At 56.0% G+C, this 20,692-nt stretch carries 13 protein-coding genes; 1 reads left to right on the top strand and 12 read right to left on the bottom strand.

The annotated features are described in order from the left end of the window. Positions 1–99: 99 nt before the first annotated feature. From J2I47_RS05740 to J2I47_RS05770, 7 genes are all read right to left on the bottom strand, one after another. Entirely contained in the window at positions 100–678 is a 579-nt protein-coding gene (locus tag J2I47_RS05740; RefSeq protein WP_207363590.1) for an HD domain-containing protein, read from the bottom strand. Beyond that, on the bottom strand, positions 656–1,585 hold the full coding sequence (locus tag J2I47_RS05745; protein ID WP_207363591.1) for a metallophosphoesterase family protein: 930 nt from the start codon (positions 1,583–1,585) through the stop codon (positions 656–658). Before J2I47_RS05745 ends, J2I47_RS05740 begins: the two co-directional genes overlap by 23 nt. 10 nt (positions 1,586–1,595) lie before the next feature. Next, a complete protein-coding gene (locus tag J2I47_RS05750; RefSeq protein WP_207363592.1) occupies positions 1,596–3,176 on the bottom strand; it encodes a SusD/RagB family nutrient-binding outer membrane lipoprotein in 1,581 nt (526 codons plus the stop codon). A 105-nt stretch (positions 3,177–3,281) separates the two neighbouring features. Next, a complete protein-coding gene (locus J2I47_RS05755; protein ID WP_207363593.1) occupies positions 3,282–6,503 on the bottom strand; it encodes a SusC/RagA family TonB-linked outer membrane protein in 3,222 nt (1,073 codons plus the stop codon). Between the two features lie 323 nt (positions 6,504–6,826). Then, a complete protein-coding gene (locus J2I47_RS26965) occupies positions 6,827–7,231 on the bottom strand; it encodes a LytR/AlgR family response regulator transcription factor (RefSeq protein WP_374759897.1) in 405 nt (134 codons plus the stop codon). A gap of 398 nt (positions 7,232–7,629) precedes the next feature. Next, a complete protein-coding gene (locus J2I47_RS05765) occupies positions 7,630–10,077 on the bottom strand; it encodes a DUF8740 domain-containing protein (RefSeq protein WP_229374307.1) in 2,448 nt (815 codons plus the stop codon). A 21-nt stretch (positions 10,078–10,098) separates the two neighbouring features. Next, positions 10,099–10,602, bottom strand: coding sequence for a T9SS type A sorting domain-containing protein (locus J2I47_RS05770; RefSeq protein ID WP_207363595.1), 504 nt, complete (start codon positions 10,600–10,602; stop codon positions 10,099–10,101). 421 nt (positions 10,603–11,023) lie between these two features. On the opposite strand from J2I47_RS05770, the gene J2I47_RS05775 reads away from it, so the two are divergent. Further along, positions 11,024–15,121, top strand: a complete 4,098-nt coding sequence (locus tag J2I47_RS05775; RefSeq protein WP_207363596.1) for a two-component regulator propeller domain-containing protein — start codon at positions 11,024–11,026, stop codon at positions 15,119–15,121. A gap of 207 nt (positions 15,122–15,328) precedes the next feature. On the opposite strand, the gene J2I47_RS05780 is transcribed toward J2I47_RS05775, so the two are convergent. The 5 genes from J2I47_RS05780 to J2I47_RS05800 all read right to left on the bottom strand — a co-directional run bounded on the left by J2I47_RS05780 (position 15,329) and on the right by J2I47_RS05800 (position 20,634). Then, the gene (locus J2I47_RS05780) at positions 15,329–16,378 is read right to left on the bottom strand and encodes a sensor histidine kinase (protein WP_207363597.1); all 1,050 of its coding nucleotides are present in this window, start codon (positions 16,376–16,378) and stop codon (positions 15,329–15,331) included. Continuing rightward, positions 16,375–17,439, bottom strand: coding sequence for a sensor histidine kinase (locus J2I47_RS05785; protein ID WP_207363598.1), 1,065 nt, complete (start codon positions 17,437–17,439; stop codon positions 16,375–16,377). Before J2I47_RS05785 ends, J2I47_RS05780 begins: the two co-directional genes overlap by 4 nt. Positions 17,440–17,595: 156 nt before the next feature. Beyond that, positions 17,596–18,852 carry an acetyltransferase domain-containing protein gene (locus J2I47_RS05790; protein ID WP_207363599.1) on the bottom strand — a complete coding sequence of 419 codons (1,257 nt, stop codon included), beginning with the start codon at positions 18,850–18,852 and terminating at the stop codon, positions 17,596–17,598. After that, a complete protein-coding gene (locus tag J2I47_RS05795) occupies positions 18,852–19,124 on the bottom strand; it encodes a DUF4242 domain-containing protein (RefSeq protein WP_207363600.1) in 273 nt (90 codons plus the stop codon). Before J2I47_RS05795 ends, J2I47_RS05790 begins: the two co-directional genes overlap by 1 nt. Positions 19,125–19,152: 28 nt before the next feature. Further along, positions 19,153–20,634, bottom strand: a complete 1,482-nt coding sequence (locus tag J2I47_RS05800) for an FAD-binding oxidoreductase (protein ID WP_229374308.1) — start codon at positions 20,632–20,634, stop codon at positions 19,153–19,155. Between the last annotated feature and the right edge of the window lie 58 nt (positions 20,635–20,692).

Consider the following 20,692-nt stretch of genomic DNA (forward strand, 5'->3'; position numbering starts at 1 on the left):
GCTTGTCACCCTGAGCTTGTCGGGGACCGCACCGGCGGACCGGCCTAGTCGAAGGGCCTAGAGCGCGAAGCCGACCATGCGCAAAACTCTACTCCCACCTCAGCCAATCGAAGACAGCAAACCGTAGACCAAAGACAAATAATGCTCCAGCCCCGGCGTGGCGTGGTTTGTTCGTTTGGCGGCTTCGTCCCAGCGGCGTACCTGGATGATCTGGTCAACATACGGATTCGCTTCAAACGCCTGCGCCTCGTCGCTGCTCATCGGGCCACCCTGATACAGTAACGTCTGGCGACTGGCATCAGACAGTCGGGCGAGGTAATCGGGGTATTTGGCTGTCAGGTACCGTTTGGCGTTGACGTGGTGGCGGATCAGCTGCGTCACCGCGGCAGGAAAACCGCGTTGTTCGAGCCAGACAGCACCCAGCGTTTCGTGATCCATGCGGCCAAACTCCGCCATAAAATCAGCGGCAGTTTCGCCAGGCAGCAGGTGACCAATGTCGTGCAGAAACGCCGCTACCACGGTAGCTCGGTCGGCCCCGGCCTGCTCGGCCAGTTGGGCGCATTGCAGCGCGTGTTCGAGTTGGGTGACGGGTTCACCTACGTAATCGGCCCCGCCGCCGTGCACAAGCAGGTCACGAATCTGGGCCGCGGCTGTTTCAGGCGAAGAGTTGGCGGACATAGGTTCGGTCGAAACTGCCATCGGTATAGAGGTCAATGAGGGCGTAGCCAGCGGGGGTTTCGTGGTAATAGTCGGCGTTCCACCAGTTGCCACTCACGGCCCCGTTGCAGCAGTAGGTTACGTCGTTGTATTCCGACCGGTCCAGCAGATGCATATGTCCGCTCAGGGCCAGTTTCACATTGGGATGCTGGTGGAATAGTGCGAACAGACGCGTGGCGTCGGTATGCACCCAACTGCCGGGGATGGCCCAATTACCGCCTTTTACGTTGGTTGAGTCGTAGAAAGCGGTGGCCGACAAAATCGGAATGTGCGACAGTAGCAGCACGGGCGTGGTGGCGGGCACGGTAGCCAGTTCCTTTTCCAGCCAGGCAAACTGTGGTTCGTCGAGGTGGGCGGTATACCAGCTTCCGTCGGGCTTAGTCTGTACGCTGTCGAGGACAATGAAGTACCAGCCGTTTCGGGCAAAGCTGTAGTACCGGTTGGGTAGTCCAAGCACCTCCTGCACCCACGCCTTGCCGTAGCGGGCATCGGCTTTGGCGTCGGGCAGCCCCCATACGTCGTGGTTGCCGATGCAGTAGTTGATGGGCAAGGCGTTATCGGCTTTTACTACCTGCTGCCACGCCTGCCACTGCGCCGCCACGGCTGTTTTGTCGCGCCCCAGCGCGTCCATGATCACGTCGCCGCCGTGAAGGATAAAGGCGGGTTTGTCGGCCTGATTTTGCAGGTGATGCAAACAGGCCGCCACGGCCTTCATGGGCTTGGCGTCGGGCGTCAGGTGTGTATCGCCGATGTAGGCAAAGCGCACCGCCCGCGTTTTTTGGGGCGCTGTTTTTTCGACAGAAAACGATGTCAGCGGCAGCAGCGCCGCCGACTTGAGCAGGTCGCGACGGGAAGTAAGGTTTGGCATAAGAACGGGGCTATTTTAACAGCCACATGGCGGCGTTAATATCGTCGTTTCCGCTGTATTGACTATCAAGGGCCTGTTTTAAATTGGTGCCGTTGGTGGTGCGTTCGGAGGTGGGGTACTGCCAGCGCTTGGGAATGCGTTGCGAATTGCCCGTGCCGACACCCGTCAGAAACGCGGGTACGCCCGTGCGCCGCTGGTTGAACCAGGCTTCCAGGCCCGACCCCTGCGCAAAGGCAAGGTATTTCTGGGTCAGAATCTGCTTCAGTCCTGCCGCCGTATTGCCGGCGTAGGCCACCCCCGGCTGCGCGTAGTACGTGGCAAAATTCACCGGCACCGAATAGCTGTTAAACTCTTTATAACCACCGTCTTTCGAGAAAAATACGTCGTTGTTACCATCTTTCAATCCGTAAAAGGCCCACGACGTCAGTATCCCTTTTTTGTACAATTCTTCCGCCGTGCCCAGCGCCGTAGCCGCCGACCAGCCCCGGTTAATGCCTTCGGCTATGGTGAAGCACTGTTCGGCGTAGCCCAACAGCACATACGGCTCGGCAGTGTAGGTGCTGTAATAGCGCTTCCGGTTCTGAAACGAGTACTCTCCCTTATTGGCCTTCGCCGACATATCGGCCAGGTCTTCGCCCGACGATGCCCCTACGAAGGCCCCAAAATCGGTTGGTTTCAGACCCGCCGCCAGTTTGGCCGGGGCGGGTTCGGCCACCACAAACGTACGCGGGTCGCTCAGGCTCGTAAGCAATCCCAGGTAGGTGGCGGCCATGTTTTCGCGGGTGGCGTTCTGCCCGAAATTATCCGGGCTTCGGCTGTATTTGTTGGTCGTACTGTTGAACAGGTATTGCCAGTTGTCGCCCTCGTTGGTGAGCAGGGGGAACTTGGCGGGGTTGGCCAGCACCTCGGCAAAGCGCGTTTTTATGGCCAAGTCGGTGTCTGTTTCTTTGTTGCTTAGGCTGATCAGTACCCGCAATTTGTAGCTATTGACCAGCTTTTGCCATTTGCGCAGGTCATTGCCATAGTAGATGTCGCCCGCCAGTGCGTTGTCGCCTTTGGCAATCAGGGCAGTCATGTCGGCGTTGGCTTCGTCGAGCCACTTCAGGATCTGTACATAGACCGCTTTCTGGCTGTCATATTTGGGGGCGGTATTGTCGAGGCCCTTCAGGGCGTCGGTCAGGGGCAGATCGCCTACGCGGCGGGTCATGTCTTCGTAGAAATAGGCCCGGAAAAATTTACCCAGCGCGGCGTAGGCATTTACCTCTGGCAATCCCACCCGGCGGGCTTCCTGCTCCATTTTCACCACGTTCTTCAGCGTTGTGTAGCGCAGCGGTGCCGCCGTCCAGCTATACTCGTTGGTAGCGTAGTAGTTGTAGTTGCTGGCGTAGAACTGGTTCCAGCGCTGCTCGTCGTCCCAGGCACTGCCCGTAGCGTCGAACACGTCGGCCAAGACGCCCTTCAGCACGAGCGAGGCCGGGGCGTTGACGGGCCGGTTCGGGTCTTTTTCCAGTTCATCGAACGGCTTCTCGCAACCCGACAACGTTAGTACCAGCAACAAGAATGAGCTGATATATAGATGGTTGAGTTTCATAAAATTTTCTGTTTTCAGTTTACCGTTTCCAGTTTACCGTTTTCTGATGCAGTCCAGGCTAAGGCGCGAAGCAACTGAAAACGGCAAACCGAAGACTGAAAACTGTTAAAATGTGAGGTTCAAATTGAGGCCGTAGCGGCGGGTGGTAGGCGTTTGCAGGTCTGAGCTGCCGTTGCCGATGAACTGATCGAGGTCGATGTCTTTTTTCTCGGCGAAGTAGAGCAGGTTACGCCCCACCAGCGAGATCGACGCCTGCCGGATGCCCACCCGGCTCAGAAACGATTGAGGCAGTGCGTAACCAATAGTTACCTCGCGCAGTTTGGCAAACGAGCGCGACATCAGATTTCCGCCACTTGGGCTGTAGCGGCGGCTGATGTAGTCCTGGAGATAGGTCTTGGTAGCGTTGGGCACGAAGGTTAACTCGCCAAAATTCAGCACGTTACCGTCGGCATCGTAGTTCAGCGCACCGTTAGCCAGTTGAACCCCTTCGCCCAGATACGATTTGATACCCTGTACATCCTGCTGCCGGGCAATGCCCATAGCTCCCTCCACGGTTTGAATGTGCCGCCCACCCCGGAACGTCTGCCGCTGAATGTAGTTGGCAATTACGCCTCCCACGCGCCCGTCGAACTGGAAGCTGAACGTGAGGTTTTTGTAGCCAAACCGGTTGTTGATGCCCCAGGTAAAGTCGGGATTGATGTTGCCCAGGTACTGCGCCACCGGGTTGATAATGGGCCGTCCACCGGCGTCATTCACCAGTTGCCCGTCGGGGGTGCGCACAAACGTCTGGGAGTAATATTTGTCCGTCCGGTCGCCTACTTTAAAGAACGTATTGAGCGTGTTTACGCCGGGATAGATGTCGGTGTACCGCTCCTGAAACGTGGCGTAGTTGGCCACTACATCCCAGCTTAATCCCGCCGTTTGCAACGCCTTACCCGTCACCGAAATCTCCAGTCCTTTCTTCTGCGTGTTGATGCCATTGACCAGCACCGACGTGTAACCCGTTGTCTGTGAAAGGGGTAACTGAAAAATACGCGGCCCGTCGTTGCTCACGTAATAGGCCACGTCAACCGCCAGGCGATTCTTCAGCAGCCGCAGGTCGAGGCCAATTTCGGTTTGTGATGTCGAGTTGGGCTTAATGTCGGTGTTGTTGAGCGTGTTGGTGAAATAGGCGCCCGGCTGGTTGTTATATACCAGCGGCGTGCTGTACACCGCCGAGTTCTGGTACGTCGGCCCGTCGTACGACGACGCGTAGTTGTCGCCGTAGCCCAGCGGGAACGAGGCCCCCGGCGTGGCCCCGATGGTTGAGGCCGTCAGCGCGTCTTTCACGTTGGCATAGGAGGCCCGCAGTTTCAGAAACGAGATGACGGTGGGCAGGGTAAACAGGTCCGAAAATACCGTGCTGAGGGCTACTGAGGGGTAAAAGAAGGTGTTGTTGCCCCTGGGCAGGGTCGAGAGCTTGTCCACGCGGCCCGTGGTGGAGAGTGTCAGCCAGTCGCGGAAGGTGAGGTCGGCAGAATAATAGGCCGAGTTCACGCGCATGTCGGCGGTGTAGTTGCTGAAGAATCCGGGGTTGGCCGAATTGGCAAAATTGTACACGCCCGGCACGTTGAGGTAGTTGGTGGTGGCGTAGTTTGCGTTATAGTTGAACACCCGCAGGTTGCCCCCACCAATGGCCGACACGTCCAGTAGCGACCCGATCTTGTGGTTATACCGAATGAGCAAGTCCGTATTACTGTCGAACAGGTTGCGGCGGTCTTCGCGGTAATCGCCCCGCCCCTCTTCGCGGCCATAGACCGTGGCCGAGTACGGAAACTTCTCGGTCCGCAGCAAATTATAGGCCGATAGCTGCGTGCGCAGGGTAGCCTCCAGCCCGTCGGCGATGCGGTAGCGCAACGAGGTTTGGCCGATGATATCGGTCTTGTAATGCCCCCGCAGCCACTCTTTCGACACAAACCAGGGGTTATTGTAGCGCTGGTATTCGGCGTAAATCTGCTGCACGCCTTCTTTGCCCGGCTGCCAGTAGTTTTTCATGTCGTCGACGTTCCAGTCGGCACCACCCCAGATTACCATATTGTAGATCAGTGAGTTAGGGCCGTAGTTCACGTCAGGGTAGTTAGGCGTATACTGCCGGTTTAGCTGCAAATCGCCCTCAAACCGCAGCCGGTCGGTGAAGTTATAGCCCGTAGTAACCTTGAAGTTGGTGCTGTTCAACTGCGTGTTGGGCACAATGCCGCGCTGGTAGGTATGCGAAAGCGAAAACCGTAGATCGTACTTCTCGCCCGTCGATGAGATGGCGACGTTGTTGGTCGACAAAATGCCCGCCTGCAAAAACCGCGTCAGGTTGTCTTTGCCGCGCGGAAGCCAGGGCGTGGGCGTCCGTTTGCCCGTAGTGGGGTCAACGGGGCTGTCGTATTGGGGCAGCAGTCGCCCATCGAGGGGTGGCCCCCAGATGTCGTAGTCGCCGTCGTTTTTGCCGTTGCCTTTGCCGTCTACGAACTCATACACGCCGTGGTCGCCGGGGCCGTAGAGGTCCTGCACTTTTGGAATGGCCAGGAAGCCGTTCTCCACCATCTGACTCGTATTTACGTCGACCTGAAAACCGCGTTTGTCTTTGCTGCCGCGTTTGGTAGTGATCAGAATAGCCCCGTTTTTTCCCCGAAAACCGTACAGGGCCGACGCCGAGGCCCCTTTCAGCACCGAATAGGTGTCGATATCGTCGGGGCTGATGTTCCAGGTATCGGAGTTGATCGGCACGCCATCCACCACAAACAGCACGTCGGTGTTGCCCCGTAGCTGAATGATGGGGCGGCGCAGGAGTTCGGCCGACGTGGCAATGTTGAGGCCCGCCACCTTCCCCACCAGCGAGTTGATGGGGTTGGGTTCACGCGCTTTGATCACCGACGCCCCGTCGACGTTTTGAATGGACACGCCCACGTTGCGCACGTCTTTCCTGACGCCCAGGGCTGTCACCACAAATTCAGACAGTTGTTGCGCGTCTTCGGCCAGGCTCACGTCGACCGTGCTACGGTTGTTGAGCATCACTTCCTGCCGCACAAAACCGATATACGAAAAGGTCAATACCGCGCTGGGGTTGGCCACTGAGAGCTTATAGGCACCATCGGCCCCGGTGGTGGTACCTGTGGTAGTTCCTTTAATAATGACCGATACGCCCGCCAGCGGCGTCTGATCAGTGGCGGACCGAACCACGCCCGAAACGGCGGACTGCCCCGCTGCGGGCCGACCAAAGAGGCACAGAAATGCCACAAGACCCATGAAGAGCCAGTGCAAAATCCGGGAAAGAAGGTTGAGTAATGAAGTGGACATATACGGGCTATCTTAATTTCCCGCAAAGGTATGTTCACCAAATAGCCTGAATGTTAAGCCCTTATGACCGGACGATTATCAATCTATCCCCGTTTTCATGAAAGAATAACACAATGGATAAACCAGCTTATTAATCATACAGTCTGGTCAATTTATCGACTGGTCAGTGACGTCGACGATTGTTCATGACGTGCATCTTGTTGGAGGCAAAACGGCTTGTCAGACCATCCTAGGTGTGCCGAGCTAATCCGTCAGGTCAATAGATACGAAGTGCGGTTTTCCGTCGCTGGGGGACGCACCGACAGAATCACCTGTTATTCGTGCTAAGGTCTGTTTTCGAGTCTTTCATAAAGGCTCTGAAATTGCTTCAGAATTTGACTCCTGCGCCGACGTGCCACAACCAGTGATTGCCCATTGCTGAGCCTGACTACCAGGCCGGTAACCTTCTGGCAGACGCCAACTACATGGCTACTATTGACGGTATGGTGACGGTGGAGGCGCACAAACGCGTTGGCGGGCAGCTTTGCTTCAACGTACTTCAGCGTCCGGGGTAATAACGTTTGCTGACCATTAGTCCAGAACAGCCAGGTATAGTTTCCCTCCGATCGTAGGTAGACTAACTCACTGACAGCCAACTGCTGCTGTCCCTGTTTAGGCAAGTAAACCCGTAGGGTGTCACATCTTAATTTAATGCTTTGGCTAGCTAAAACAAGCGGTCTGAGGTTCATCGTGACAATAGTCGGCTCGAAGGTTAATTGCGTTTTTAAGGCTTCGTTAACAGAACCCTGTCGGCTCAGGTGGCCGTTATATGGCTGTGTGGATCCCCATCTGTCAATTGAACGTCTGCGTCAGGGGTACCTATATTACCCATCCCGATTTGGGTCACACAACGTTGCCCATCGCCCCGCCGGAGTTGGTAGACCGGTTGATCTGAAACAAACCGTTGATTAGACTGGGGCATACTACCGGCACCTCATTCAACATTATCTGGGGCGACGGGGCAGGGCGAGAGGTAAGCAGTACCTGGCTGACAAACGACTGTCAGCCAGGTACTGCTTAGGAATACGAAAAGCAGGTAACGAATCAGTTGACGTTACTGATGTGTTTCAGTATTACTAATCAGGTCTTACCGGGGCATAGGCGATAACTTCTGCTGTTGAGCGAGCAGGGCTTGTGCCTTAACCAGTACCCCCATATAGTGACCCTGCGCCTTGCGGGCTACTTCGGGTGTTGGGTTGTTGAGCAGTTCAGTCATATACGGATACTGGCTCAAATCGATTCCTTGCGCACCCATATACTGTTTCACCTCCTGCATAGCCTCGCGGATGTTGGTATAGCCACTCTTCGCAATATCATTCTTGATAACCTCACGCATGGTTGGCGCCGTCGAATAACCTGTTGAACTGGTCGTTTGCGTTTTACCACTGGTAACAAACAGGGCGGGTTTATAATCGGGAACCGCCTTCTGCAAGGCCAACTGCATCCCATTGATCACCGACTGCATCTGATCCACCGTAGCGGCCAGGTCGTTGGTGTTCAGGCCAACGGCAGTATTGATAAAACTAAACGCCTTTTTCGGATCTGAGTCAGCCCAGGCAACCCCAATCACCCGGTGGTAGTCGAGTGTGCTCATGTTAATCGGCGTAACAGCCATAGCCATACCATCCCCTTTACCCGATGGCAGGATATAGTCGCCTTTGCGAACCCGGCCCAGTACCTTCACCGGCACCTGGCCCATAAAGGCGATTTTTTCGTAGAGTGCGACCTTCTTTTTATCGGGCATGCCCCCAATGACAGCTGGTGCATTGGAAACAACCATAAATTTTTCAGCATCCGTGAAGGTTTTAGAGACGAGGCCCCCTCTGACACCAACTACTTCGCCGAACAGGAATGTCTCCTTGACGTTGGCTTTTAACAACCATTCGGCATAATCGGCACCACCTGACTCGAAGGCTACGCCAGCCTGAAGTTCGTTGTAGGCAACATAGCCGCCTAACTGAAGCGCACCAACCGCTACGTCTACGGCACTCCAGATTACATCGTCGCAGTCACCCGTTATACAAAGGCCCGACGCACCAATAATATTGGTGATCAGGCGAATAATATCGCCCACCAGGTCGAGTGTCTGCTGGTACGCCCCAAAGGCGTAGTTGGAAGTGAAAAAATCACCGGCTGATCCGGGAATGCTCTGATCGACGTTTTGATCTTTGCTCTGCGACGCGCCGAAGGCCGCATCTATATCGGGTGTGCCGATCAGCGAAATCACAGCCGCCCGTAGTCCGTTGGCAATGCCCCCTGAGCCTTCGATACGGCCTTTCGCTTTACCACCGCTGTCGAAAAACGTGATGAAGTTATTGCCCGGCAGGGGAGTAGAGGCCGTTAGTTTTACCGCTATGCCCTGATCATTGCCCTGTACGCGCAGTGGATAGTTCGTGTAGTCATTCTGGTCGGTGCCCGGCATGTTTGCCGAAATCGTTACCTGACCATTCAGGGCTGACGGTGCGCCAACGGTAAGATTGTTGTTGAGCACAGTGGTGCCGTCGACATTCAGTGTACTGTTCAGGTCAACCGCTTTATCTACATCCAGCGTGCCAGTGAGTTTGGTAGCGGCCATGTTATTGACAGTCAGGCTACTGTTGAGGTTTGTCGTACCATCGACGGCCAGCGTACTCCTGAGTTTGGTTGCCCCGGTTACGTCGAGTGTGCTTTTAAGCGTACTTGCCCCATCGACGGCGAATGTGTTCTTCAGCGTTGTCGCGCCCACTACGTTCAGCGTACTGTTCAGGTTCGTTGCCTTGTCAACGTCCAGGATGCCCGTCAGTTTGGTGGCACTCATATTGGCCACCGTCAGCGGGCCATTATTCGTCGTCGAGCCACCGGTGGTGTTCAAAAACACATTTCGTTTTACAGTCAGATCGTTGCCAACTTCCACATCCTTACCAACTTTCAGGCTGTTGGCGATGTTGATGTCGCCATCTTTCGTAATACGGAGCCGTTCGGTCTTGTTGGTTACAAAAATCAGGTCTGCATAGTCCATCGTACCCATCCGGTCGGTGGTGGGGTCCGTTCTGGTGTTGCCGAAGGTGGACCATACGTTGCTGGGTACGCCGTCAGTCGGCCCGCCCGCAGCCACACGGGCATTGGCGCTACCCACTAATTCGTTGGCTGTCATGGCATGAAAGGCATACGGCACGGCCAGCAGCCGACTACTGCTAACGGTGGAGAAGCCACTGTTTCCCCCGTCCTGAATGGCAATTTCCATCCAGACGTCCTGAGTGCTCCACGGCACGCTTTTGAACGTACCCAGACTCGCTTTACCCGCTCCAATGGTCAGGTCGAACAAACCCAGCGCATTAGTCGTAACTGAGTGGGTTTCGCTATAATGCACCGTTGAGGAACCTGCCACTTTGCTGTTCAGACTGATTTTGAGCGTCACGGGCTGGTTAGCTAGCACCTCACCCGAGTGACTGCGGGCTACGGCCTGGTATTTCATGCCTTGAGGCACCTGCTGAGCCTGGGCAAACGGCAGGATGGCGTAGCAGAGCAGGAAGAGGATCAATAGCTGTTTTTTCATTGTCAATTGCGTTAAAAGGGGTTATTGGGTTTTGAGAATTTTGTAGGCCTTCAACTGAGGACCATCGGTTTTGCCGATCCGAAGCAGGTATATACCGGCTGGAAAAGTCGTCATGTCAATCTGTGTCGAGGTGGTGTTAGCAGGCACAATAGGCAGGCTGTATTGACGGCCGTTCATGTCCGTCAGTAGCAATTTTAGCGGGCTGCTTTCCGGGGCAGCAATGCCCAGAGTAAGGTTGGTAGCAACGGGGTTGGGGGCTATGGTAAATGAATAACCCGCGGCCTCGACCTTCAGAGTCGGCGGCTCACTGACCTGAAGCAGTGGCTGGTGAAAGCCCTGCGTATAGAGCCGGGTGGATGTGGTGGCGGTCTCAACGACCGCTTCGCCCACCGTCCAGTCGAGGCTCATGGTGGCCGTTCGGGCGGAGCCTCCGCCGGCAGCCAGTACACTTGGACTAATCCGCTGGGCCATGCCCCCGGTGGCCAGCGCCAAACTGCCTATCAGGCATAACATTGTTTTTTTCATAGCATTATTGATTGGGTTATACAAGGCAACCAGTGAGGCATTCAATGCAGAGCCCCCCAGATCGGGAGAGAATAGATGGGGTTTTTCGGTCCCGAATGCTTGTGCAAGTCTAGCCGAGAGCCATTAGACCCATGTGCAGATTTCACCCAAATAGGTGCATATTTGGTGCATCAGGCCAAAAAGCGAAAGAAAATAGCCGACTTATTCCATTTCTTCGAGCAAGTAGGTATAAGAACCGGTAGAGAGTACTCTTACGAACTTATCCCTGATGGCTAATCAGTACCCAGCCAGCGGGACACGATAGCCGCAAGACAACAGCACGTCTGGTGTAGGCAATGACATCAGGCGCTACGTATTGTTGACAACCCGTTTCCGACACCAGGCATTAAAACATGACAAGTTGAAAGCGGTTAGTTTGGGTTTGGCCTTCTTACTCGGTTGCTGCTCGCTGGCCGGGGCGCAACCTGTTGTAGCCTCCACTCAGCGGTATGGCCCCGAGCAGGGGCTGGCTCACCGCGAAGTGAACGCCATTTTCCAGGACCGCCGGGACTTCATGTGGTTCGGCACCAAGTTTGGGCTTAACCGCTTTGACGGGGCTACGTTCACGACCTATACCCGGGAGAAAAACGGACTTGATTTTGATGACATCCACGCCATCGCTCAGGATGCCGATGGTCTGTTGTGGCTCATGGGGCCTGAGGGCAAATCAGGCATCACCCTCTTTAATCCAATAACTAGCGTAGCCACCTCCTTCGAGAAGCGGTTCCACCAGCCCCGACCTAACCACCCCCCGGAATGGCCGCCGATTTTGCTGAACAGTGAAGACGGGACTATTTTCTTCATTGATCACCAGCCAGCCAGGCTGAACGTATACCATCCCAGGTCGGGTCTGGAAACGGTGTCATTACCCCGATACAGCGACCTGACCCTGGTGGCCGTTACAACCCGCAACACCGTTTGGGCCATTGCCAACAAGAAGCAACTGGTTGAACTAACGCCGAATGGGCGCTTATTACGTACCTACGACCACACAGACAATATCCGTACTTGTTTAGGGCAGCGCCATGCGGGTACGGAATTCTTCTACACGACGTCAACAGACCCAAAGCGCCCTTATTCGGGCCATCTGTTTACAATCGATGAGTCGGGTCGGCGGCGGGAGGAACCCATTGATCTGATCAGTTCGGAGAAATTGCAACAGCGACTCGTCTATGCCTTCGACCGGAGCGGACTGGTCTGGAATGGTCACCAGTTGCGCGATGCGGCCAATCGGTCGTTTGTCGACATCAGCAATCAACTGACTGGTGGCTCTGTCGACAACCGAAGCTTTTTTCGGGACAAAAATGGGAGTTTCTGGCTGGGAACCAGCTTTGGCCTCTACCAGACCCGGATTAGCCAGAACTATTTCCAACGTTTGTTCTACCTGGCCGGCATCGGGAAACAACCCGCCGCCCGGGGCATTACCGCCGTGGGCGACACACTCTATACCAATCTGGAGAATGACATGGGTCTATTTGCCAGCAGGCGTTCGGGGGCGGCGGCCCGCCAGGTGTTTGCCAGTCCGCGGTCCTTCCGAAGTTTAAGTGGTAGGGTAGGAAGCAAGCTGTACCTGGGTGAGGGACATACGCTGGTGGCCTACGATTACCGAACTACCCAGACCAGCGTAATGCCCTTACCCGGCCCGGGAGCCGTGTGGACCATTCATCCCTTCTCAGCCAACCCTCACCGGTTGCTGGCCGGTGGCGACCCCGGCCTGTGGCTGGTTGACCTGGCCACCCAGCAGGTAACGTCGTTTAGACGTTATAACCAGTTTTCCGAATTAGCCCAGGCTCACGTCCTGCACATCGGTGCCGACCGGCAAGGCAGAATCTGGCTCTGCGCCACCACGGGGCTATACACTGTCGACCCCCAACAGGGCGTTACGGCCCGCTACTGGCGTGGTGGTAAAGGTGCCTTCAAACTACCCACCGACAGTTATCAGCATTTCTATCAGGCCCCTAATGGAGTTTTCTGGCTGGCCACGGCCAATGCCGGGCTTGTCCGCTGGGATCGCGCCCGGAGTCGCTACCACCAGTTCAAACGGGCCGACGGGCTAAACAACGATAATATTTACGCAGTATATGCCGACCGGCGGGGCCACCTCTGGCTCAGTAGCGACAACGGCATCATGCAGTTCGATCCCGTCCGGCTCACCACCCGGGCCTATATGGTGCAGGATGGCATCACCCATAACGAGTTCAACCGTATTGCGCACTACCAGGATACGCAGGGGCGGCTCTACTTTGGTGGTCTGAACGGCGTAACGACCTTCGACCCGCGTGATTTTGAAGCCGAACCCCCGCTACCTTCCCTGCCCCTGCGCGTGGTTTCCTTCCGCCAGTTCGATGCCGACCGCGACACGCTAATCGACAAGACCGGAGAACTGCTCAGGACCAATCAGATCACGCTGCTGCCCAACGACCGGGGTAGTATCCTCGAGGTCGCGCTGCTCAACTACACCGATGCACAGAAAAACACCTATGCCTACCAGTTTAAAGGCGTCGATAACACCTGGCGTTACCAGGCCGAGTCCTGGCTGCGGCTGGGCAACCTACCCTACGGCGACCACGAACTGCTGATTCGGGGACAGGCTGCCGACGGTCGAATGTCGTCGTCTACACTCACGCTGGGGGTGCGGGTACTACGGCCGTTTTACCTGCGCAGCTGGTTTGTCTTTTCGGTGGGGTTGCTGTTGCTGAGCCTGGTCTGGGCCTGGGGTCAGTGGCGGAACTGGCAACACCAGCAGGCACAAATCCGACTGCAAACCCAGATCAACGAGGCTACCGGGATCATTGCCCGGCAAGCCCAGGATTTATTTCAACTTGACGAGACCAAATCACGCTTTTTTGCCAACATATCCCACGAGTTTCGTACGCCCCTGACGGTGATTCTGGGTATGGCCGACAACCTACACCAGCAGGCAGACCCCCAGTTGCAGCAATGGGCTGTTCTGATTGAGCGAAATGGCCGCAGCCTGCTGCGACTGATCAATCAGATTCTGGACCTCTCCCGGCTGGAGGCCGGCGAGATGCCCCTTAAGCTCGTGCGAACCGACCTGGTCCGCTTTATCCGCTTCGTGGGTGAATCGTTTCATTTAATAGCCCGAACGAAGGGTATACACCTGATTGTACATGCTGACGAGGAAGTCTGTGAGGCTGACTTCAATCCAGACAAACTACAGGACATTATAACTAACCTGCTGGGAAATGCCCTCAATTTTACCCCGCCGGGGGGAGAAGTACGGTGTGAGGTGTCCATTCAGACCAGTTGGCATCCGCTTACCTCTGCGGGTTATTACGAGGCACTTACGCCAACCCGTCATTTGACTAACCCATGGATCCAGATCACCGTCAGCGATACCGGCCCCGGCATTGACCCGGCCAGCCTGACCAGAATTTTTGACCGCTATTATCAGGCCGGGCCGCGTCAGGCCGGGCCTGATGTGGCCGCCTCCGCCAATGGTGGTACCGGCATCGGTCTTTCGCTGGTGCGGGAGCTGGTTAGCCTGATGCAGGGTAGCCTGGCGGTTCGCAACCGGTCCGGCCTGGATGGGTCCGGCGCTGAATTCGTGGTCCGTTTGCCTCTAACCCGGCAGGCACCTTTAGCCAACGATGTATTAGCCTCGCCCCTAGTGTCTACATCTGACCCAGTCACCTATTTCGACCCGATCTCTCCAGACTGGGTCGAAACCGGGTCGGTGCCCGCTCCTGATCGCCCCATGCTGTTGCTGGTGGAAGACAATGATGATGCAGCCGCCTACATCCAGGCCTGCCTGCGGGAGGAATACCAGGTCATACGGGCCAAAAACGGGCAGCTCGGCATTGACCAGGCCCTCGCCATCATACCAGACTTAATTGTGAGCGACGTGATGATGCCCGTCAAAGACGGATTTGAACTCTGCGACACCCTGAAGAACGAAGAACGCACGAGCCACATTCCGATTGTACTGCTCACAGCCCGGGCCGCGGGCGATGACCGGATTGTGGGCTTACAGCGAGGGAGCGATGCGTACCTGGTTAAGCCTTTCGGACGTGAGGAGTTGCTCCTCGTACTGAATAATCAGTTAAAAACCAGGCGCTTGCTACAGCAATACTATAGCCAGCGGGCGTTGGGCAACCCGCAGCATAACCCGGTCCCCGCCGACGGGGCCGATGCGCGGGAAGACCAGTTTGTGGCAAAACTGCGCAGTACCCTGGAACGTAATCTGGATAACGTGGCCCTTGATACGAGTACGATATGTCAGTTGATGGGCATGAGCCGAAACTCGTTATACCGCAAGACAATGGCACTGACCGGTATGTCCGTCATCCCTTACCTCAGGGCTCTTCGCCTGCAAAAAGCCGAAGAACTGCTACTACATTCAGCGTTGAGCATTGCCGAAGTTGCCTATGCAGTGGGCTTTGACAATCCCCGGTACTTCAGCCGGGTCTTTTCGGAAGAAAAAGGGGTCTCCCCCAGTAGCTTTCGGGGCATGGAGTAAGCAATACCTCTTTTTTCCACCCCTTGGAACAATTCTGCCTTCTTTCTGGAATAAACCCTTGTCGGGCACCTGTACTGGCAATACTTAGTGATTAAAACAGGGAAAGTCATAATTAGTCGGGCAACCGCCAAAGCCGCCGGTCGACGGACTGAACCTGTTGATCGATAACGCCAATCTGCTCAGGCAAAGCATGGCTGGGATGACGAATCACGCGGTAAGTGGCGCGTTTTCCTCCTCGCGTACCAGGGGCAGGCTTACCACAAACCAGCCTGCTGTTTCGTTGATAGCGAGTTGCCCATGGTTGGTCAGTTTGTAGCGCATCGCCAGGTTGGTCAGGCCCGAACCAGCCGTGGCTACGCGCAGGGTCTTGCGTTGCAGGGTGTTGGCCACAAACAGCCGCCCCTGCTCGGTATAGATGCGGATACGAAGCGGCTGTTCGGGCAGGATAATGTTGTAGCGAATGGCATTCTCGATCAGGGTCTGCAACGTCAGCGGGACAAGGTGTGCCTGTTCCTGCGACGCCTCTACGGCCACCTCCAGTTGTAGCCCGGCATCATACCGGGCCTGCAACAGGTGGCTATAAGCCCGCACAAACGCCAGTTCGTCGCCGAGTGTTATCGACGGTTGGCTGCTGGCCTGCAACAGGTAGCGGAATACGGTGGTTAGCTCATCCAGAAACAGTTCGGCACGGTCAGGATCGTCGGCAATCAGGGCGGAGAGCGAATTGAGGCTGTTGAACAGAAAATGGGGATTTACCTGGTGCTGGAGCGATAAGATCTGGCTCTGTAACGAGGCGTTATCCAGCGCATTGGCCTCTACGGTTTCGCGCTGCCACTGGCGCAGAATATACCAGCCTTCATAGACCGTGAAGTAGATGAAGTGGTAAAAGAGCTGGATGCCGATAGTACGGCTCAATTCAACGGCGCTGCCGAAGTACAGGAATTGCCCATCTGCTAGAAAACGCGTGGCGTGGCGCAGAAACCAGGCCAGCAACACCAGCACCGGTAGGCAGGCCAGCAGCCACACCAGTCGTGTGCGCGTGTTGGGCAGTCCGGGGTACTGCGCCTGGACTTGCAACACCACCCAGCGGGCAATCTGCCAGCAGACCAATCCCCAAAACAGGGCAATGGGGTCGTTGATGAGCAGTTTGTCGAGGGGGAGTTTCAGGTACCAGTCGAGCCGGAAAAAGACGGCCACAAACAGATATAGCCCAAGCGGCCCCAGCAGGCGCAGGCGCGTGTCGTTAAGGGGCGTCATGGTTCGTAAACCGGGGTGGGTTGGGCGGTCAATAACGGCAGCTTTACCACAAACTGCCCCGCTTCTTCACAGATACTAATGTCGCACGAGCCCAGCAGTCGGTATTTCGTGGCAATGCTGGTCAGCCCAACCTTGGTGGAATGCACGGCGGTGTTTTTCCGTTGCAGATTGTTCCGAATGACCAGTTGGGAGCCTTCGGTCAGGATATGCACGTGCAACGGACTATCGGGCAGAATGACGTTGTGCTTCACGGCGTTTTCCACCAGCAGTTGCAGCGTCAGTGGCGGAATCTGGTGGTTCAGATAGCGATTGTCAACGTCGATGTGCAGGTCGATACCTCTGCCATAGCGAATCTTCAGTAGCTCGAAATACGACCGGATAAACTGTAGCTCCTGCTGTAGCGTCGTGAGTCCAAGGTCGCCTTCGCTGTGGTTGTTGGTCCGCAACACGTAGCGGTACACACTGCTGAGTTCATCGACGAAGGCTTCGGCCTGCCGGGGGTTCTCCTGAATCAGCATCGACAGCGAATTAAGGCTGTTGAACAGAAAGTGCGGATTCAGCTGGGTACGCAACTGATTTAGTTGCTGGGTCAGGCGGTTCTTTTTTAACTGCTCGTTGTGGTTGTACGTCTGCCGCCACGCCTGCAACACGTAGCCTCCTTCATAGACAACGTAATACACGCAGTGGTAAAAAATCTGAATACCCAGACCATAGGTATAATTGGACAGGGGAACCATAAACGTATCGTCTGTTGCCAGGAGCACATAACCGAGTCGCCGTAAGGCCCAGGCAACATTGGCCAGAATGGGCAACAACAGAACCATCCAGCGCAACCGCCGACGGGTGTTGGCGAGACCGGGATAGCGGGCTTGCAGCCACAGAACCGTCCAGCGGGCTGCTTCCCAGCATGCATAGCCCGCCGCCAGGCTGGTCAGGTCTGAAATGGCGAGGTCAGTGACCGACAGTTCAAAATACCAGTTCAGCCGAAAAAACAGCGTCCCGATCAGAAACAGCACGAACGGGCCGTAGATACGCAGCTTTTGATCGTTAAAAGTGCCCACAGTCAGGTAGTTAGGATGACGACAAAAATACAATTACCGGTGGGAAACAACCAGACGCTTACCACACGGTCATTATAGCGTAATCTTCCCAGACCATCAACAGGACTGGCGCAGGCGTATCAACCGCCCCGAACATAGGTATGGACACGGAACCGCTTATACATAGCTAACCCACCAGCTGGCCCTTTTTCTACGCTTAAACGCATACCAGTAGGCACACGGCAGGTAGAGCAGCCCAACAAAGGCAATCCAGAGGCCATAAACTTCCCCCAGGCCAAAACCATAATGTCCCTTCAGCAAGGGTGAAACCTGGCTGACGGGACCAGTAAACACCATGGTTTGCCAGGGATACCCACTGAGCATGACGGTTAGTAAAGCCACCAGATGAATGAGGTATATATGGAGCACATAATAAAATAAAGCCACGTTGCCGATCGTCGCGATGGGTCGCCAGCGATCCCGCTTTCCGGGGGCGTCAAACGCACTCAGGAGCAGGAGTGCAACACCAAGCGTAAGGCACAGGAAAAGAAAGGACGGCGGGTACTTTTCGAGATTAAAGAACGACATAATCGTCATCGAAATCGCCCGATGGGAAGTCCAGGGCACGGGATCACCGTACCGGTTTACCCACCGAACCAGCAGAAAGACAAACAGGCTGGCGATGCCTGTTTGCCTAAGTAGCTGCTTCCGTTTCGCGGCGGAATAGCCCGGCGCATACAGGCTGCCCAGGCAGTAACCCAGTGCCATAACCCCTACCCAGGGAATGATCGGATAAAGAAACAGGAACGAGTACTCAGGCCCCAGCGGGTACAGCTTATGCCCGTGCATAAACGACCAGACAACGTCCAGAGCGGACCCATTCTCGAAAGAAACGCTGTCCAGTGTGTTGTGCCCTATCACCATACCCAGGCCGATGCCTAGAATACCCCTGACCGGAAGGTGAATCAGGAGGGCAAGAAGGATCAGGCAACAGCCAATGGTGGAGATGATGTTGCTGGAGTTGAAATGAAAGCCGGGATCAAAATTCCAGGCAAATCGGATGACCGTCAGTTGCAGGACGATCAACCATAAACCACGCGTCAGCAGGAAGCTGGACACCTCCCTTCTGGTTTTACGCCGCGCCATGAAACAGGCCGACGTGCCAGCCAGGAAAATAAATGTTGGCGCGCACAAATGCGTGATCAGACGGGTCGCGAACAAGGCTGGTGTTGTCTGCGCCAGGTCCGTCGGACTGAACATAAATGAATCGTAATGGAAGTAGCTGCGCACATGGTCCAACGCCATCAGGATCATTACCACCCCCCGGAGCAAATCAACTGATTCGATCCGGGGGGCGGCTACCGATTGCGTGTCTCGGTCCGCCTGTTGATGAGGGAAGCCGTAGGTAGTCGAAGCAGCGTGACCGTCGCGCATTATTCGGCCGTGATGGGGTCAATGATGGTCGAAACCTGACAGATGGAGTTAGCCGGAAAGCCACTCTGCCGGGCATGTTCGCGGATCATTTCCTTGTCCGGGGCGATGTAAACGCAGTACGTCTTGTTGCCCGTCACATAGCTGTGTACCCACTGAATTTGTGGTCCCATTCGCTCCAGCACCCCGCGGGAGGTCTGCGAGATTCCCTTTAACTGTTCGGCAGATAAACTGCCAACACCGGGGATCTCCCGTTCAATTACGTACTTCGGCATGGTCGTTTGTCTTTGGTTTTGTTGTTGGTCAACGCGGCCTGATGTTCTGATTCACCCGGAACAAATTAGCCGGATCGTACTTCGTTTTGATGGTCGCCAACCGGTCGTAGTTGGTGCCGTAGGTGGCCCTCACGCGGTCTTCGCCTTCGTCCATCATAAAGTTGACGTAGGCCCCACCGGCCCCGTGCGGGTGCAACTCCTGCCAGTAATGCCGTGTCCAGTTGGTAATCAGTGTGTCGTTGGCCGGGTCGGCATCAAAGCCCACGATGACCATCGACCAGGTGGCATCCCGGTAGTTCCAGGCGGTGGCCTGATTGTCTACGCGGGCCGCCGCCCCGTTGATTGGGTAGAGATGCATGGTCGACAGCATCGTGGGCAGCTGGGCCGCGTGCCGAAGGTGAATGTCGATCGCTTCGTCGCTTAATTCCCGGACAAAATCGGCCTTCCAGTACGCGTGCAGCCCCGGCGGGTACAAGGCGTCGAACAGGCCTTGCATCACCGGCACCGGCATTGGCCCAACCAGATCGAGGGCGGGCGTTTTCATCGCGCGAATCGGTCCGAATACGGTGTCTGCGTCTTCGGCGGGGCCACTGTAGCACCACACAATCGCGCACATCTTTTTCAGGTGCAGGTGTTCGGGGAAAGGCGGGCCGGGCGGCACGGTCAGAAACGCAAACCAGCCGTTGATCGTGTCGGGCGCGTCGCTGATATACGTCCGATACCATTGCATAATCGCCTTCGCGTCGGCCAGTTCGTAGAGCATGGGCCCCGCCACAACGGTGCCGATGGGGTGCGCCCGGAACAGAAACGAGGTGACAACGCCAAAGTTGCCACCCCCACCCCGAATGGCCCAGAACAAATCCTCATGTTCAGTAGCCGACGCGTTGACGACCCGGCCATCGGCCAGAACAACGGTCGCTTCCAGCAGATTGTCGATCGTCAGGCCACACTGACGGGTCAGGTAACCAAGGCCCCCGCCGAGTGTCAGTCCGCCTACGCCCGTAGTGCCATTGATGCCCGTCGGCACGGTTAAGCCGTACTCATGGGTTTTGGCGTCCAGTTCGCGCAACAGACAGCCCCCTTCTACCCGGACGGTCTGCTTTTGGGCATCTACATCAATCCGTTTCATGCCCGACAGGTCAATGACTACGCCGTCGTCGCAGACGCCTGAGCCGGCGGCGTTATGGCCTCCCCCGCGCACAGCCAGCGGCAGGTGCTGCTCGCGGGCATAGTTGACCATCGTCACCACGTCGTCGACGGTTGCGCACCAGGCAATCAGAGCCGGGTGCTTATTGATCATGCCGTTGAAAACCTGGCGCGCGGTAGCATACTCCGGGCTTTGCGGGGTAATAAGCTGCCCGTGCAACTGCAGAGGCAGCTGGGCTGTTTTTGTTACTTCCATAGTCGAGCGGGGTTTGTAGGTTAAAAAAAGAAGGCTGGTACGCGGGAACGCTTCACCTGTTGGCGAATCTGTGTTTTCGCCCTGTTTCAGGTTATTTTGTTGAGACATCTTTGAAAAAGTATCCAACGAATGCCTCGACAAAGGTTCCTTTTTCCTCAAAGGCAGG

It is taken from the genome of Fibrella rubiginis (genome assembly GCF_017353185.1).
GTDB classification, from domain to species: Bacteria; Bacteroidota; Bacteroidia; order Cytophagales; family Spirosomataceae; genus Fibrella; species Fibrella rubiginis.